The organism is Nocardia sp. NPDC052566, from assembly GCF_044547285.1.
GTDB lineage: Bacteria > Actinomycetota > Actinomycetes > Mycobacteriales > Mycobacteriaceae > Nocardia.
Map to the genome: position 1 here is coordinate 1 of NZ_JBIUAF010000011.1, position 13,666 is coordinate 13,666.

The 13,666-nt window shown below is 66.7% G+C and carries 13 protein-coding genes and 1 tRNA gene; 8 read left to right on the plus strand and 6 right to left on the minus strand.

Features of this window, described 5'->3' with window-relative positions; genetic code table 11:
* Positions 1-471: 471 nt before the first annotated feature.
* The 4 genes from ACIG5A_RS43655 to ACIG5A_RS43670 all read right to left on the minus strand — a co-directional run bounded on the left by ACIG5A_RS43655 (position 472) and on the right by ACIG5A_RS43670 (position 2,869).
* A complete protein-coding gene (locus tag ACIG5A_RS43655; RefSeq protein WP_397251587.1) occupies positions 472-1,008 on the minus strand; it encodes a nuclear transport factor 2 family protein in 537 nt (178 codons plus the stop codon).
* Positions 1,009-1,033: 25 nt separating this feature from the next.
* Positions 1,034-1,118 (minus strand) — tRNA-Ser (locus ACIG5A_RS43660).
* Positions 1,119-1,150: 32 nt separating this feature from the next.
* On the minus strand, positions 1,151-1,561 hold the full coding sequence (locus tag ACIG5A_RS43665) for a MarR family winged helix-turn-helix transcriptional regulator (RefSeq protein WP_397251730.1): 411 nt from the start codon (positions 1,559-1,561) through the stop codon (positions 1,151-1,153).
* Positions 1,562-1,693: 132 nt separating this feature from the next.
* Positions 1,694-2,869 (minus strand): lactate 2-monooxygenase, encoded by a 1,176-nt coding sequence (locus ACIG5A_RS43670; RefSeq protein WP_397251589.1) that lies wholly within the window; start codon positions 2,867-2,869, stop codon positions 1,694-1,696.
* Positions 2,870-2,997: 128 nt separating this feature from the next.
* Here ACIG5A_RS43670 and ACIG5A_RS43675 point away from each other — a divergent pair, with 128 nt between their 5' ends.
* Complete coding sequence (locus ACIG5A_RS43675) at positions 2,998-3,996, plus strand: NAD(P)H-quinone oxidoreductase (RefSeq protein ID WP_397251591.1); 999 nt, start codon at positions 2,998-3,000, stop codon at positions 3,994-3,996.
* 126 nt (positions 3,997-4,122) lie between these two features.
* Here the strand turns inward: ACIG5A_RS43675 and ACIG5A_RS43680 are convergent, their stop codons facing one another.
* Positions 4,123-5,325: a cysteine desulfurase-like protein gene (locus tag ACIG5A_RS43680; protein WP_397251593.1), complete on the minus strand. Its 1,203-nt coding sequence runs from the start codon at positions 5,323-5,325 to the stop codon at positions 4,123-4,125.
* A 362-nt stretch (positions 5,326-5,687) separates the two neighbouring features.
* Between ACIG5A_RS43680 and ACIG5A_RS43685 the strand changes: the two genes are divergently transcribed.
* From ACIG5A_RS43685 to ACIG5A_RS43700, 4 genes are all read left to right on the plus strand, one after another.
* Positions 5,688-6,296 carry a bacterial proteasome activator family protein gene (locus ACIG5A_RS43685; RefSeq protein WP_397251595.1) on the plus strand — a complete coding sequence of 203 codons (609 nt, stop codon included), beginning with the start codon at positions 5,688-5,690 and terminating at the stop codon, positions 6,294-6,296.
* Between the two features lie 100 nt (positions 6,297-6,396).
* Complete coding sequence (locus tag ACIG5A_RS43690) at positions 6,397-7,329, plus strand: ABC transporter permease (protein WP_397251597.1); 933 nt, start codon at positions 6,397-6,399, stop codon at positions 7,327-7,329.
* A gap of 15 nt (positions 7,330-7,344) precedes the next feature.
* Positions 7,345-8,184, plus strand: coding sequence for an ABC transporter ATP-binding protein (locus tag ACIG5A_RS43695; protein WP_397251599.1), 840 nt, complete (start codon positions 7,345-7,347; stop codon positions 8,182-8,184).
* A gap of 146 nt (positions 8,185-8,330) precedes the next feature.
* Positions 8,331-9,359 carry a glycosyltransferase gene (locus ACIG5A_RS43700; protein WP_397251601.1) on the plus strand — a complete coding sequence of 343 codons (1,029 nt, stop codon included), beginning with the start codon at positions 8,331-8,333 and terminating at the stop codon, positions 9,357-9,359.
* Here ACIG5A_RS43700 and ACIG5A_RS43705 read toward each other — a convergent pair.
* A complete protein-coding gene (locus ACIG5A_RS43705) occupies positions 9,356-9,763 on the minus strand; it encodes an NUDIX hydrolase (protein WP_397251603.1) in 408 nt (135 codons plus the stop codon). The two genes, ACIG5A_RS43700 and ACIG5A_RS43705, sit on opposite strands and share 4 nt — an antisense overlap.
* A 441-nt stretch (positions 9,764-10,204) precedes the next feature.
* On the opposite strand from ACIG5A_RS43705, the gene rsgA reads away from it, so the two are divergent.
* The 3 genes from rsgA (at position 10,205) to ACIG5A_RS43720 (ending at position 13,563) form a co-directional block, all read left to right on the plus strand.
* The gene (rsgA, locus tag ACIG5A_RS43710; RefSeq protein WP_397251605.1) at positions 10,205-11,251 is read left to right on the plus strand and encodes a ribosome small subunit-dependent GTPase A; all 1,047 of its coding nucleotides are present in this window, start codon (positions 10,205-10,207) and stop codon (positions 11,249-11,251) included.
* 439 nt (positions 11,252-11,690) lie between these two features.
* A complete protein-coding gene (locus tag ACIG5A_RS43715) occupies positions 11,691-12,512 on the plus strand; it encodes a hypothetical protein (RefSeq protein ID WP_397251607.1) in 822 nt (273 codons plus the stop codon).
* Positions 12,513-12,711: 199 nt separating this feature from the next.
* Positions 12,712-13,563, plus strand: coding sequence for an SDR family oxidoreductase (locus tag ACIG5A_RS43720; protein ID WP_397251609.1), 852 nt, complete (start codon positions 12,712-12,714; stop codon positions 13,561-13,563).
* Positions 13,564-13,666 lie beyond the last annotated feature (103 nt).

The window sequence follows — 13,666 nt, forward strand, 5'->3', positions numbered from 1 at the left end:
ACACGGGGGTATGAGAGGCTAGAACCAATAAATAATTGGCACTGACATTCATCGACACACTATTGAGTTCTCAAAGAACACACGCACACACCATCGCCCCGGTTTTACTCGGATTGATCGGTGAGGCAACTTTTCTAGCTTAGCTCAGGCAGCAGCCCAGATCAAAATCGGGGTCGCTGTCGAACCAGTGTGATCATCAGGCGCTCCTCGTCCTACCTCGTTTCCCAGGCCATCCGCTCAGCGTTTCCGCTGGGCTTCTCGGCTCCGGGTCGGTGTCCGTGTCGCTCTGACCTGGAATAAGTTACGTGTCGGGAAACGCTACGTCAAATGCCCTGGACAACGGAGTGTTTCCGCAGGTAGGAGCGGACGGGATCGGCCGGTTTACCGGCACCAACCGGACAAATGTGACCCAGCTCACCGAGATCTGGTTGTTTGAACCGCCCACGGACACCATCGGCGCAGGTCGCACCGCTACCGCGGTTCGAGCGTGCACGCCTTCCACTTGCCGTCCTCCCTTTTCAGGTCGAAAACCTTGTCTTCCTCCTTGCCGCGAATGACGGCGCGCACGTGCGCGGTCGCGGAATCACCGGTGATCCGGATCCGATCGACGCTTTTCACCTCGGGCCGATAGACGGCGACATCGGTCTTGCGCCTGCTGCGGTACTTCTCCCGGAATGCGGCACAGGCGACTTCTGGATAGGCCGGATCATCGGCGGAGGTGATCTGCAGGAAGCGGCGCATCGCCGACTCGATCTGCGCGGTGTCCGCCGCGGTCGTGTCCGGCTTGCTCTGCTCGTCGTCACCACGGGTCATGATCACCGAGGTCACGCCGGCGCCGATCAGCACGACGACGGCGCATCCGAGGGCGACGAACATCCCGATCGGCCGCCTCTGCGGTCGCACCGGCGCGGGCGGCGGCTCGGGTAGCGCTTGCGGTTGCGGGTAGTACGTCCAGCCGTCCACGTAGAGGGGCTCGGGCTGGGCTTGCGTCGGCTCCTGTTCAGGCACAACGCAGATGGTTCCACTCAATGAGCGGAGACGGAGGGATTTGAACCCCCGGTCGCTCTCGCGACGCTCGCTTTCAAGGCGAGTGCATTCGGCCGCTCTGCCACGTCTCCAGGCCACCGATCCTAGCGTGCGGACCGGCGAGTCAGCCCTCGCGCTGAACGATCTCCTCGTCGACGCGGCCGAAAACCTCGGCGATCACGTCCATTTGCGTGTTGGTGAGCAGGTCGATGAAGTCACGGCGGACCTCGTCGACATGGCCGGGCGCCGCGGCGGCCAGCCTGCGCATGCCTTCGTCGGTGAGTTCGGCGAGCACGCCGCGCCCGTCCTCCAGGCAGGTATTGCGGCGCACCATCCGCTGCGCCTCCAGCCTGCGGATCTGATGGGTCAGCCTGCTGCGCGAGGAAAGCACGCCGTCGGCCAGTTCGCTCATACGTAGCGAACGGTCGGGAGCTTCGGAGAGTAGGACCAGGATCCGGTACTCGGCCAGGCTGAGATCGGAATCGCGCTGAAGCTGACGGTTCAGCGCGGTCATCAGACGCTGATGGCCGTCCATGTAGGCCCGCCAGGCACGCTGTTCCGTCGAGGTCAGCCAATTCGGCTCGACGAGCGTGCGACTGTTCCGTTCGGGATGCACGATTCTCATTCTATGCCCCCGACCAGGCAAGACTTGCGGGGCGCCGTCGGTTCAGCGAACCGAGGCGATCAACGAGCGGTTCAGTTCGGCGGCGCTCACGCAACCGGAAAGGCCAACGGTGGCATCGAAATCGGCAAGCAGCAGCCGTAGCGCGTGACGCACACCCGCCTGTCCGGCGATGCCGAGACCGTAGGCCCACGGCCTGCCGTAGAGGACGGCCTTCGCGCCGAGCGCCAGCGCGATGACCACGTCCGAGCCGGAGCGGATACCGGAGTCGAACAGCACGTCCGCCCGGTCGCCGACGGTCGCGACCACGGTGGTCAGCGCGTCGAGCGCGGCGATCGCGCCGTCCACCTGGCGGCCGCCGTGGTTGCTGACCACCACCGCGTCGGCGCCCGCGTCCACCACCTGGCGCGCGTCGTCCGGATGCACGATGCCCTTCACCGCGATCGGCAGATTCGTCCATTCCCGCAGGCGGGCGAGGTCGGCCGGGCGCAGCGAGTGATTGCCGAACAGGCCGATCCAGGTGAGGATCGCGGCGCGCATGGCGTCCTCGCTCTCCTCCGGCCGGGTGGCCAGCTTGGCGCGGAACACCGGATCGGACAGGTAGTTCGCGATGCCTTTGCCCTGGAGGAACGGCAGGTGCGCCAGCTCCAGATCGCGGGGCCGCCAGCCCATGGCCGGTGTATCGACGGTGACAACGATGGCCTTGGCGCCCGCCTGCTCCGCGCGGCGGACGAACGAGCGCGCGAGTTCGTGATCGTTCGGCCAGTACAGCTGATACCACCACTCGCCCGCCGCCGCGCCGACCTCTTCGATCGTCGAGGACGCCGCGGTGGACAGGACGCAGCCGATGCCCAGTTCCTTGGTCGCCTTGGCGACGAGCACCTCACCCTTGTCGTGCAACAGCTCGAGCACACCGATCGGCGCGGTCAGTACCGGCGCGGCGAGCCGGGTGCCGAGCACCTCCGCGGAGAGATCGCGCGCACCGGGACCGGTCGCGCCGCGCAGCATGCGCGGCAGGATCCGATGCCGCTCGAACGCGGCGCGATTGGCGTCGGCGGTGCGTTCCGCAGAGGCGCTGCCCGCCACATACGCGAAGGCCTTGGGATCGAGCAACTCTTCGGCACGCTTCGCCAAACCCTCGGCCGTCATCGGCAATTCGGGCACCGCGCCGCCGAGCCCGGCCAGGTAGATCTCGTTCTGGAAGTCGACGAAGCTGCTCACGCCACCGAACGGTAGTGCGTCCGCACCCTCCGCGCAGCAAGCTCACCGAATTGCTCGCTACCCAGCGATTTCCCGGATCGGATCACCCACAGGACAGAACGGACAGGAGGGAGGCGCACTATGAGTTCATGCGCGCTATCAACCTGAACGGTTTCGGCGGACCCGAGGTGATGGAGTGGGCCGAGGCGCCCGATCCGCACCCGGGGCACGGCGAGGTGCTCATCGAGGTGGTCGCGGCCGGGGTGAACCGCGCGGATCTGCTTCAGCGGCAAGGGTTTTATCCGCCGCCCGCGGGCGCGAGCACGATCATGGGGCTGGAGTGCTCCGGTGTCATCGCCGCGGTGGGTGACGGTGTGCGCGAATGGCAGGCCGGCGATCGGGTGTGCGCGCTGCTGTCCGGCGGTGGCTATGCCGAGCGGGTCGTCGTGCCCGCCACGCAGGTGCTTCCGGTACCGGAGGGACTCGATCTGGCCGCGGCCGCCGGGCTGCCCGAAGTGGCGGCGACCGTGTGGTCGAACCTGGTGATGACCGCCGGACTGCGCGCCGGTCAGCTACTGCTGATCCACGGCGGCGGCAGCGGAATCGGCACGCACGCCATTCAAGTGGCGACGCATCTCGGCGCACGGGTCGCGGTGACCGCGGGCTCGCAGGAGAAGCTGGCGCGCTGTAAGGAATTGGGCGCGAGCGTGCTGATCAACTATCGGGAGGACGATTTCGTCGCCGCGGTGCGCGCGGAATCGGACGGCCGTGGCGCGGACGTCATCCTCGACGTGATCGGCGCCGCCTACCTCGCGCGCAATGTCGACGCGCTCGCACCGCGCGGTCACCTGGTGGTGATCGGCATGCAGGGCGGCGCCACCGCGGAGCTGAATCTCGCCGCGCTGCTTGGCAAATGGGGCAGCATTCACGCGACGAACGTGCGCAACCGGCCGGTCACCGGGCCCGGCAGTAAAGCGGAGATCATCACCGAGCTGACCCGCCACCTCTGGCCACTGATCGCCGACGGCACCATCGCTCCGATCATCGACGCCGAACTCCCCATCACCGACGCCGCCGAAGCCCATCGCATCCTGGACTCCTCGGCCAACGTCGGGAAGGTGATCCTGTCCATCAGAAGCGACAACTGATTTCGAGAGAACATGGGTAACTCGTCGGGCACGCCCAAAACTCAGCCGAATACCCAACCGTCGGCCGCCGACGTAGGTCCCGCGGCACTCGGTCCGGCCTGAATACGCGGAGAGGCGGGGAGGGCACTACTCCAGCGCGGCGAGCGCGCGGCCTAGCTGGTCTATCTCGAATTTCGTTGTGTAGGGGGCTAGTCCGATCGTCACGGCACCGCCCTCGTCGTTGACGCCGAGCGCGTCGAGCAGGCGGCTGCCCCCGTGCACACCGCTGAGGGTGCCGATGCGATTGTCGGCGAGCTTCGCGGCGACCTTCTCGGCCTGCATGCCCGCCATGGTGAAACTGACCGTCGGGATGCGGGTGGAGGCGCGGCCGATCACGGTGAGATTCGGCAGTTTGTCCAGCACATCCATCAGATGCTCGAACAGCTGGTCGTGGTAGTCCTGCAGCGAGGTGATGGAGATTTCCAGCCGCTCGCGCCGGGTGCCCCTGGCTCGTTCGTCCAGGCCGGCGAGGAAATCGATGGAGGTGGTCAGTCCGGCGAGCAGCGCGTACTGATGTCCGCCGACCTCGAGCCGCTCGGCGCCTTTGGCGTAGGGGTTCAACGACATCGACGGAATCCGGTCCAGGAACGCCGGATCGCGGAACACCAGCGCGCCGATCTGCGGACCGCCCCATGCGGGCGCACTCAGCGCCACCACATCGGCATTGAGCTCATCGATATCGATCAGCGCATAGGGCGCGGCACCGAACGCGTCGGCGACGAGCAGCCCGCCGACTTCGTGCACCCGGTCTGCGGCGACCCGCACCGCGGGCGCGGAGCCGACGATCGGCGAGGCCGCGGTGAGCGCGACCAGCCGGGCCGTCGGCCCGATCAGCTCCTCGAACTGCCAGGACGGCATCTCGCAGGTTTCGATCTCCACCTCGGCCCAACGCACATGCGCGCCATAGCGATTGGCGATCCGCAACCAGGGCGCGACATTCGCCTCGTCATCCAGGCGGGACAGCACGATGCCGGTGCCGAGCCCGAGCCGCGAGCTCAGCGATTCGGCGAGCCAGGCGAGCAGGACCGCACGGTCCGGTCCGAGCACGACGCCCGCCGGATCACCGCCGACCAGATCGGCGACCGCCTCGCGCGCCGCCTCGAGTATTCCGGCGCTGCGCACGGCGGCGCCATGCCTGCCGATATGTGAAAACGACGAAGTCCGGAAACCTGTTGAGACGGCACGGGATACCGAATCCGGCACCAACATCCCGGCCTGCGGATCCAGATGAATCCAGCCGTCGCCCAGGGAGGGTATGAGGCCCCGAACCCGCGCGACGTCGTAAGTCATGTTGGCCACTCTAAGGGCAGCGGCCGAGCCTGTGTAACCGCGTTCCCCCAGACCGGCGGGCGGCGAAGCGAATCGGACACGGGCGGTGGCGGGCATGCGCGAAGCGACCGGGGAAGTGACCGGGACATCGGCACGGAGCACCGGGGCAGCGACGACCTGGGACTCAGCATGGCAACCGACTTTCAGCAAATCCGAACCACACGACCCGAACAGAATAGCGGTGCGCGCCCCTCGCCGGGCCGTGTCCGTCGGGCATGGGTGAGGGCCCTGCGTGGTGACGCTGTCGCTACCGCCTCCGGGGCTTGACCGCGCCGGGCCACCCTTCTTAGCGCGTTGCGCCGGGACGCGACATGATGGGGACCATGACGCAATCGGAAGAGGCACCGGACTCCATTGTCGTGATCGGACCCGACGGCCGGCCGTTGGTCATTCCAGCGGACGCGAACTCGGACGCGCCCCTGACCGCGCAGGTGGTTTCCGACAGCGATAAGGATTCCGACGATCGGGATGACCGTGACGATTCCGGCGAATCGCTCGCGGACATGGTCGAGCAGCCCGCGAAGGTCATGCGCATCGGCACCATGATCAAACAGCTGCTCGAAGAGGTCCGCGCGGCGCCGCTCGACGACGCGAGCCGGACCCGGCTGCGCGATATCCACAAATCCTCGGTCCGCGAACTGGAACAGGGGCTCGCCCCCGAACTACGCGACGAGCTCGAGCGGCTCACGCTGCCGTTCACCGACGACGCCATCCCCTCCGACGCGGAACTGCGCATCGCGCAGGCACAGCTGGTCGGCTGGTTGGAAGGGTTGTTCCACGGCATCCAGACCGCGCTGTTCGCACAGCAGATGGCGGCGCGCGCGCAACTCGAGCAGATGCGCCAGGGCGCACTGCCGCCCGGCATCCACGCGGCCGATCCGCGCGCGGGTCAGTCCAGCCAGGTGACCGGCGGTTCGGGACAATATCTGTGAGAGAAGGACCCGCGTGTGCCACGCGGGTCGGTAGGAATTTCCAAGGGTAGTGTCGTGCACCGTGCCCGCCGCTGCCGCTCGCCCCGACTCGGTTCCCGCCATGGGTACGGGGCGTCCTGAAGAAAGCCGAGTGGATGAAACGGATCGGGAACAGGTGAGCGCCGCGGAAGATACGGCCGTAGCGGAGGTCGCGGGCGACCAGCCGCTGGTGTCGGATTCGCAGACCTTCCACCGCGCGTTCAAGGATCTGCGCGACGGCTTCTCCCAGCGCGAACTGTGGCTCTCCCTCGGCTGGCAGGACATCAAGCAGCGCTACCGGCGCTCGGTGCTCGGACCGTTCTGGATCACCATCGCCACCGGCCTGCAGGCCGCGGCGATGGGCGTGCTGTACGCGGCGCTGCTCGATCAGTCGCTGAAGACGTACCTGCCGTACGTCACCGTCGGACTCGTCGTCTGGAATGTGATCAACGCGAGCATTCTCGAGGGCTCCGAGGTGTTCATCGCCAATGAGGGCTTGATCAAACAACTTCCGTCGGCGTTGAGCGTGCACGTCTACCGGCTGGTGTGGCGGCAATTGCTGTTCTTCGCGCACAACATGGTCATCTATCTGGTGCTGCTCGTCGCGCTCGGCGTCTGGCAGAACGTGGGATGGTCCAGCCTGCTTGCGATTCCGGCGATACTGCTGCTGTTCCTCAATTCGATGTGGGTGTCGATCGTGTTCGGCATTTTCAGCACCCGCTACCGCGATATCGCGCCCATCCTCAGCAGCACCACGCTGATGCTTTTCGTGCTGACCCCGGTCATGTGGAACACCAAGGTGCTGAATTCGCAGATCGGCGGCAACGGCGATCGGGCCAGGCTGGTCGAGCTGGTACCGACCTTCCACTACCTCGAAATCGTCCGCGCCCCCCTGCTCGGCGAACCGCAGGCGCTGCGGCACTGGGTGATCGTCGGGGTGATCACGCTGGTCGGCTGGATCGTGGCGATCCTCGCCATGAAGCAGTACCGTTCGCGCGTGCCGTACTGGGTATAGGAGACTGGCGTCCTGATGACCGATCACGTGAGTATCGAAACCCGCCAGGCCTGGGTCGAGTTCCCCATCTTCGATGCCAAATCCCGGTCGTTGAAGAAGGCCGTGCTCGGCAAGGCGGGCGGCGCGATCGGGCGCAACCAGTCCGACGTGGTGGTGGTCGAGGCGCTGCGCGACATCACGCTGTCACTGAAGGAAGGCGACCGGGTCGGCCTGGTCGGGCACAACGGCGCGGGCAAATCGACGCTGCTGCGGCTGCTCTCCGGTATCTACGAACCCTCGCGCGGCAGCGCGCGCATCCGCGGGCGGGTGGCGCCGGTATTCGACCTCGGCGTCGGCATGGATCCGGAGATCTCCGGCTACGAGAACATCATCATTCGCGGGCTGTTCCTCGGGCAGACGCGTAAGCAGATGCTGGCCAAGATCGATGAGATCGCCGATTTCACCGAACTCGGCGAATATCTGTCGATGCCGCTGCGCACCTACTCCACCGGTATGCGGGTGCGGCTGGCGATGGGTGTGGTCACCTCGATCGATCCCGAGATCCTGTTGCTCGACGAGGGCATCGGCGCGGTGGACGCCGAATTCATGAAGAAGGCGCGACTTCGGTTGCAGTCGCTGGTGGCCAGGTCCGGCATACTGGTGTTCGCCAGCCATTCCAACGAATTCCTCGCCCAGCTCTGCGATTCCGCGCTGTGGATCGACCATGGTCAAATCCGGTTGCGCGGCGGTATCGAAGAAGTGGTGCGGGCCTACGAGGGTCCGGACGCGGGGAATCACGTCGCCACCGTGCTGCGGGAAATGGAAGCCGAGCGGGCGGCGGATAATGAACGAGAATTGGAGAGCAATCAGGCATGAGTGAGTCAGGCCCGGAGGAGGCAGCGCAGCGTAACCACGCAGGGCCCTCACACATGCCCGATGGACACGGCATGAGTGAGTCAGGCCCGGAGGAGGCAGCGCAGCGTAACCACGCAGGGCCCTCACACATGCCCGATGGACACAGCATGAGTGAGCCGACCGGGCAGGACGCCGCCCCGATCGAGACCGGGGCGGCGACCCCGGTCGACTCCGCGCCTACGGGCGCCGCAGACGAACCTGCGGTGTTCGATCGCGAGACCTTCACGCCGACCGATACCGGGCCGAACGCGAAGATCGTCGCCGTCGTCGTCACGCACAAGCGCCGCGAGCTACTCGCGGAATCGCTGAAAATCGTTGTCTCCCAGTCACGACCGGTGGATCACCTGATCGTGGTCGACAACGGGAACGAGGCCGAGGTCGCCGATCTGGTGCGCGAGCAGCCGATCGAATCGACCTATCTCGGGTCGGCGCACAATCTCGGTGGCGCGGGCGGATTCGCGCTCGGCATCCTGCACGCGCTGACGCAGGGCGCCGACTGGGTGTGGCTCGCCGACGACGACGGCAGGCCCGAAGGGCCAGAGGTGCTCTCGATCCTGCTGGATTGTGCCGACAGGCACGGGCTTTCGGAAGTATCCCCGGTCGTCTGCGATATCGATGAGCCCGACCGGCTCGCCTTCCCGCTGCGCCGCGGCGTGGTGTGGCGGCGGCTGCGCTCCGAACTCGGCGACGAGGATTTCCTGCCCGGTATCGCCTCGCTGTTCAACGGCGCGCTGATCTCCGCGCAGGCCGTCGATCTCATCGGCGTGCCCGACCTGCGCCTGTTCGTGCGCGGCGACGAGGTCGAGGTGCATCGGCGCCTGGTCCGCTCCGGCCTGCCCTTCGGCACCTGCCTGCAGACGGCCTACCTACATCCCAACGGCGCCGCCGAATTCAAGCCGATCCTCGGCGGCCGCATGCACACCCAGTACCCGGACGATCCGGTGAAGCGCTACTTCACCTACCGCAACCGCGGCTACCTGATGTCCCAGCCCGGCATGCGCAAACTTCTCCCCCAGGAATGGATCCGCTTCTCCTGGTTCTTCCTCGTCACCCGCCGCGACCCCGCGGGCCTGCGCGAATGGTTCCACCTGCGCTCCCTCGGCCGCCACGAGCAATTCGGCAAGCCCGACAACTAAGCGCGCGAACTCACGATCACCGCGGCCACGGCCTTCCTGACATCCGCGAAGGCCACCTCGGGCACCTCATCGAATCCGAACCAGGCGTATTCGGAGTTCTCGTCGGACAACTCGATCGGGCTGCCGTCGACCTCGCAACGGAAAGCGATACCCAGCGTCTGCAGACCCGTATCGCCATAGACCGACGCGAACGTGCCCAAGAAGGACAGCGCGTGGACATCGATCCCGATTTCCTCGCGCGCCTCTCGCCGCAAGCACTCCTCGGCCGTCTCGTCACCGGACAGAAATCCGCCGACGGTATCCCACTGCCCGCACGCAGGCTCGATCGCCCGGCGCAGCAGGAGCACGCGCTCCGCCACGGTGATCACCCCAATGGCCGTCGGCAACGGGTTGTCGTACTTCACGAAACCACACGCCGCGCAGGCGGCATGAAGATCATGTCCGACACCCGTAACAGCCAACGCACCACCACATCTGGGGCAGAACTTCCAATCCTGCATCAGCGAGCCTCACTATCCGATCACGGAAACCCGCCGCACCGCCTCGGCTGCGGCTGCCCGCGCATTGTGCCACTTTCCACTCCGGCCGCCGCTTTTGTCACGCGGCAGTACCTGCGGGCACCTATGGCACCCGCGATCGGAAAATAGGTTGCGACGGATCGAGGGGTCTGTCAGGGTTGGGAGAACTTCGAGATGAGTGAGGAGGTGTGGACCGTGACCAGGAACGTTCGGGTTGTTGTGCCTGGGCGAGCTGTGGGGTTCCACGCCGCCGGACGGACTTCTACCTCCATCTCACTTCGCTGAGTCCTGGTCGGGCTCGGCGCTCGACGAAGGACTTCTTCCATCATGGTCGATCACGACCTTCTTGTTTCTTACGGCTGGACCGAAGCGGTAGCCGATGACTACGCACCACTCATCGAGGATGGGTGGGCACCGGCCCGGGTGATCCGGATGGATCGCAGTGAATGTGATGTCGCGACGCCGACGGGGCTCGGGCGTGCCCGGTGCCCTCGGGCGGACTCCGAGGTCAGCGGGCTGTGCACCGGTGACTGGGTGGCCGTCGACGCGGAAATGAACGTCCGGCGGCTGCTGCCGCGGCGCGGGGCGATCATGCGGTCGGTGGTCGACCGGCGGTCGGAGGGGCAGGTGCTCGCCGCCAATGTCGATACGGTGCTGATCTGTTCGGCCGCCGATGGCGATGTGGATCTCGGGCGGATCGAACGGATGCTCGCGCTGGCCTGGGAAAGCAACGCGCAGCCGATCGTTGTGCTCACCAAAGCGGATGCGGCGGTGGATATTCCGATCGACGAGGTGCGCGCGGTCGCGCCCGGCGCCGCCACGGTGACGGTCAGCGCGAACAGCGGCGCCGGACTCGATGTGCTCACCGCGATGCTCGACGGCACCGTCGCGCTGATCGGGCCGTCGGGCGCGGGCAAATCCACGCTGGCCAATGCACTGCTCGGCCGAGAGGTGTTCGCCACCAACGCGGTTCGCGCGGCGGACAAGAAGGGCAGGCACACCACGGTGCATCGGGAGCTGCAACCGCTGCCCGGCGGCGGCACGCTGATCGATACGCCCGGACTGCGCGGCATCGGGCTGTGGGATGCGGCCGACGGTATCGAAAAGACGTTCAGCGACGTCGAATCGATCGCGCGGGACTGCCGATTCAGCGACTGCGCGCACAACGGCGAACCCGGCTGTGCCGTACAGAAAGCCATCGACAGCGGCGAGCTGACCCAGCGCCGCATCGACAGCTACCGCAAGCTCGCCAGGGAGAACGCTTGGATGTCCGCCCGGACGGACAAGCGGTTGCAGGCCGAGCGAGAACGCGTCTGGCGCGATATCACCAAGCAGCAGCGGCAGATCTACCGCCAGCGCGGCTCCCGGCGCTGATCGCTCCACCCGCCTCGTGCCAACGGTGAACGGCACGAGGCGGGCCGCCCGCCCCACCGGACGCAGTCAAATGGCGGTCCGACACGCCTACGGGAACGACCATCTGACTGCGCTCGACAACGTGACACTGGCTCCGCAGGCCAGGTCGGCGGCCATGCTGCGCGCGGTAGCGCCGTACCGCCCGGGCAGGCGGACGGCGGGGATCATCTCACCGTCACAACGACATCAGGATCTAGGACTCGCGAACCTCCTCCTCTCGGAGGCGAATCACGCTGCGCGAGCACAGGAAACTCCGAGGTCGGTTGACCAAAGTTGCGGTGAGCGCCGCTCCTCCTGCTCCACCGCAGGGCGCCGCCGCTCGCCTAATCGAGGCTCGTAGCGCCGATTCGTTGGCGCCAAGGTAGATTCGGCACGCACCATCGCTATCTGGGAGGGATAGATGAATCAACCTGGCGGATTCCCGCCTCATGGCCAGCAGCATCCGGGCACAGGTCCGCAGGGCTATGGTCAGCCACCGCAGCACGGCGGACAGTACCCGCCGCAGTACGGTCAGCAGGCCGGAAATCCTTACGGCGCAACGCAACCCGGCCAGCCGGGTACCGGTCCGCAGTTCGCGCCGCCGCCCGGCGCACCGCAGTACGGTCAGCAGCCGCCGCAGTACGGTCAGCCGCAGCACGCCCAGCCACCGCAGTTCGGCCAGCAGCCGCAGCAGCACGGCCAGCAGCAGCACGGCCAGCAGCAGTTCGGGCAGCAGCCCGGTCAATTCGGCCAGCAGCCAGGCCAGTTCGGGCAGCAGCAGGGCCAGCCGGGCCAGTTCGGTCAGCAGGGTCAGTTCGGCCAGCAGGGCCAGCCGGGCCCGGCACCGGGCGCGCCCGCCGATCCCCCCGGGATCACGGTCGACGCCTCGTACCACCCGTTCGCCTTCCTGCTCGGTCTGCTGACCAAGCCGAAGATCCGGATCAACGGGCAGCCGGTGCCGAATACCAAGTGGGGCGCCAACCACATCCCGGTCGGACCGGGTCAGTACGACGTGTGGGTGGCCACGCCGTGGATCTTCGACATGGGCGCGAACCAGCTGCCGACGCAGATCGGGCAGGGGCCTGGCACCAGGGTCTACTACCGCACGCCCGCGGTGTTCTTCCTGAAGGGCGGCATCGGCCTGACCCCGCAGAAGACGCCGGGCATCCTGTTCATGTACATCCTGCTCGGGTTCATCGGCCTGATGTTCCTGCTGAACATCCTGCTGATCGCGGTCGCCTGACCATCGCGTTCGCCTGATCGAGGCGCCGGGTCCGGGGGGCTTCCCGGGGTCGCCGAAGCGGTAAGGGGCGTCGGAGTTCACCTCCGGCGCCCCTTCTTCGACCACCCTATGCAACTGGTTGCATAGGACTCGGGTTTACGCTTACTGTCAGACAAAGCCGCGGGCCAACCCCTGCGGCAGAGACGACAGGAGCAGGTCAATGACGGAACCGGTTTCGAAGCCGCTCGCGGGCAAGACGATGATCATGTCCGGCGGCAGCCGCGGTATCGGCCTGGAGATCGCCAAGCGGGCCGCCGCCGACGGCGCCAACATCACCCTGATCGCCAAGACCGACCAGCCGCATCCCAAACTGCCTGGCACCATTCACACGGCGGCGGCGGAGCTCGAGGAGGCCGGCGGTCAGGTGCTGCCGTTCGTCGGCGATGTGCGCATCGACGAGTCGGTCGCCGAGGCCGTGCGCCAGACCGTCGAGCGGTTCGGCGGCATCGACATCGTGGTGAACAACGCCTCCGCCATCGATCTGTCGCCGACCGATGTGCTGCCCATGAAGAAGTACGACCTGATGCAGGACATCAACTGCCGCGGCAGCTTCCTGCTGTCCAAGCTGAGCATTCCCGCGCTGCGCGAATCGGCCGCGGCGGGCCGCAATCCGCACATCCTCACCCTCTCACCGCCGCTGAACCTCGACCCCAAGTGGGCGGGCATGGCGCTCGGCTACACCATCGCCAAGTATGGAATGTCGCTCACCACACTGGGTTTGGCGGAGGAGCTGAAGGGCGACGGCATCGGCGTCAACTCCCTGTGGCCGCGCACCACCATCGCGACCGCCGCGGTGAAGAACCTGCTCGGCGGTGACGAGATGATCGCCACCTCGCGCACCCCCGACATCTACGCCGACGCCGCCTACCTGGTGCTGACCTCCCCGGCCAAGGAAACCTCCGGCAACTTCTTCCTCGACGACGAAGTCCTTGCCACGCACGGCATTACCGACCTCGACAAGTACCGCGTGGTCCCCGGCGACGGCGAACTCAGCACCGACCTGTTCCTCTAACCGCGCACGCCCTGATTTCCCGCAGCGGCCGGAGGCCGCTTCGCGCCGGGCCGGAGCGACGCGATGCGGAGTCGGAGGCAGCCACACACCGAACCGGTATGCG

What these genes read in the sequence shown, in the direction of transcription:
- ACIG5A_RS43665 (WP_397251730.1), bottom strand. Translation starts at nt 1,561, where the DNA reads ATGGACGGCCATCAGCGTCTGATGACCGCGCTGAACCGTCAGCTTCAG.
- ACIG5A_RS43675 (WP_397251591.1), top strand. Translation starts at nt 2,998, where the DNA reads ATGCGCGCTATCAACCTGAACGGTTTCGGCGGACCCGAGGTGATGGAG.
- ACIG5A_RS43680 (WP_397251593.1), bottom strand. Translation starts at nt 5,325, where the DNA reads ATGACTTACGACGTCGCGCGGGTTCGGGGCCTCATACCCTCCCTGGGC.
- ACIG5A_RS43685 (WP_397251595.1), top strand. Translation starts at nt 5,688, where the DNA reads ATGACGCAATCGGAAGAGGCACCGGACTCCATTGTCGTGATCGGACCC.
- ACIG5A_RS43690 (WP_397251597.1), top strand. Translation starts at nt 6,397, where the DNA reads ATGGGTACGGGGCGTCCTGAAGAAAGCCGAGTGGATGAAACGGATCGG.
- ACIG5A_RS43695 (WP_397251599.1), top strand. Translation starts at nt 7,345, where the DNA reads ATGACCGATCACGTGAGTATCGAAACCCGCCAGGCCTGGGTCGAGTTC.
- ACIG5A_RS43700 (WP_397251601.1), top strand. Translation starts at nt 8,331, where the DNA reads ATGAGTGAGCCGACCGGGCAGGACGCCGCCCCGATCGAGACCGGGGCG.
- rsgA (WP_397251605.1), top strand. Translation starts at nt 10,205, where the DNA reads ATGGTCGATCACGACCTTCTTGTTTCTTACGGCTGGACCGAAGCGGTA.
- ACIG5A_RS43715 (WP_397251607.1), top strand. Translation starts at nt 11,691, where the DNA reads ATGAATCAACCTGGCGGATTCCCGCCTCATGGCCAGCAGCATCCGGGC.
- ACIG5A_RS43720 (WP_397251609.1), top strand. Translation starts at nt 12,712, where the DNA reads ATGACGGAACCGGTTTCGAAGCCGCTCGCGGGCAAGACGATGATCATG.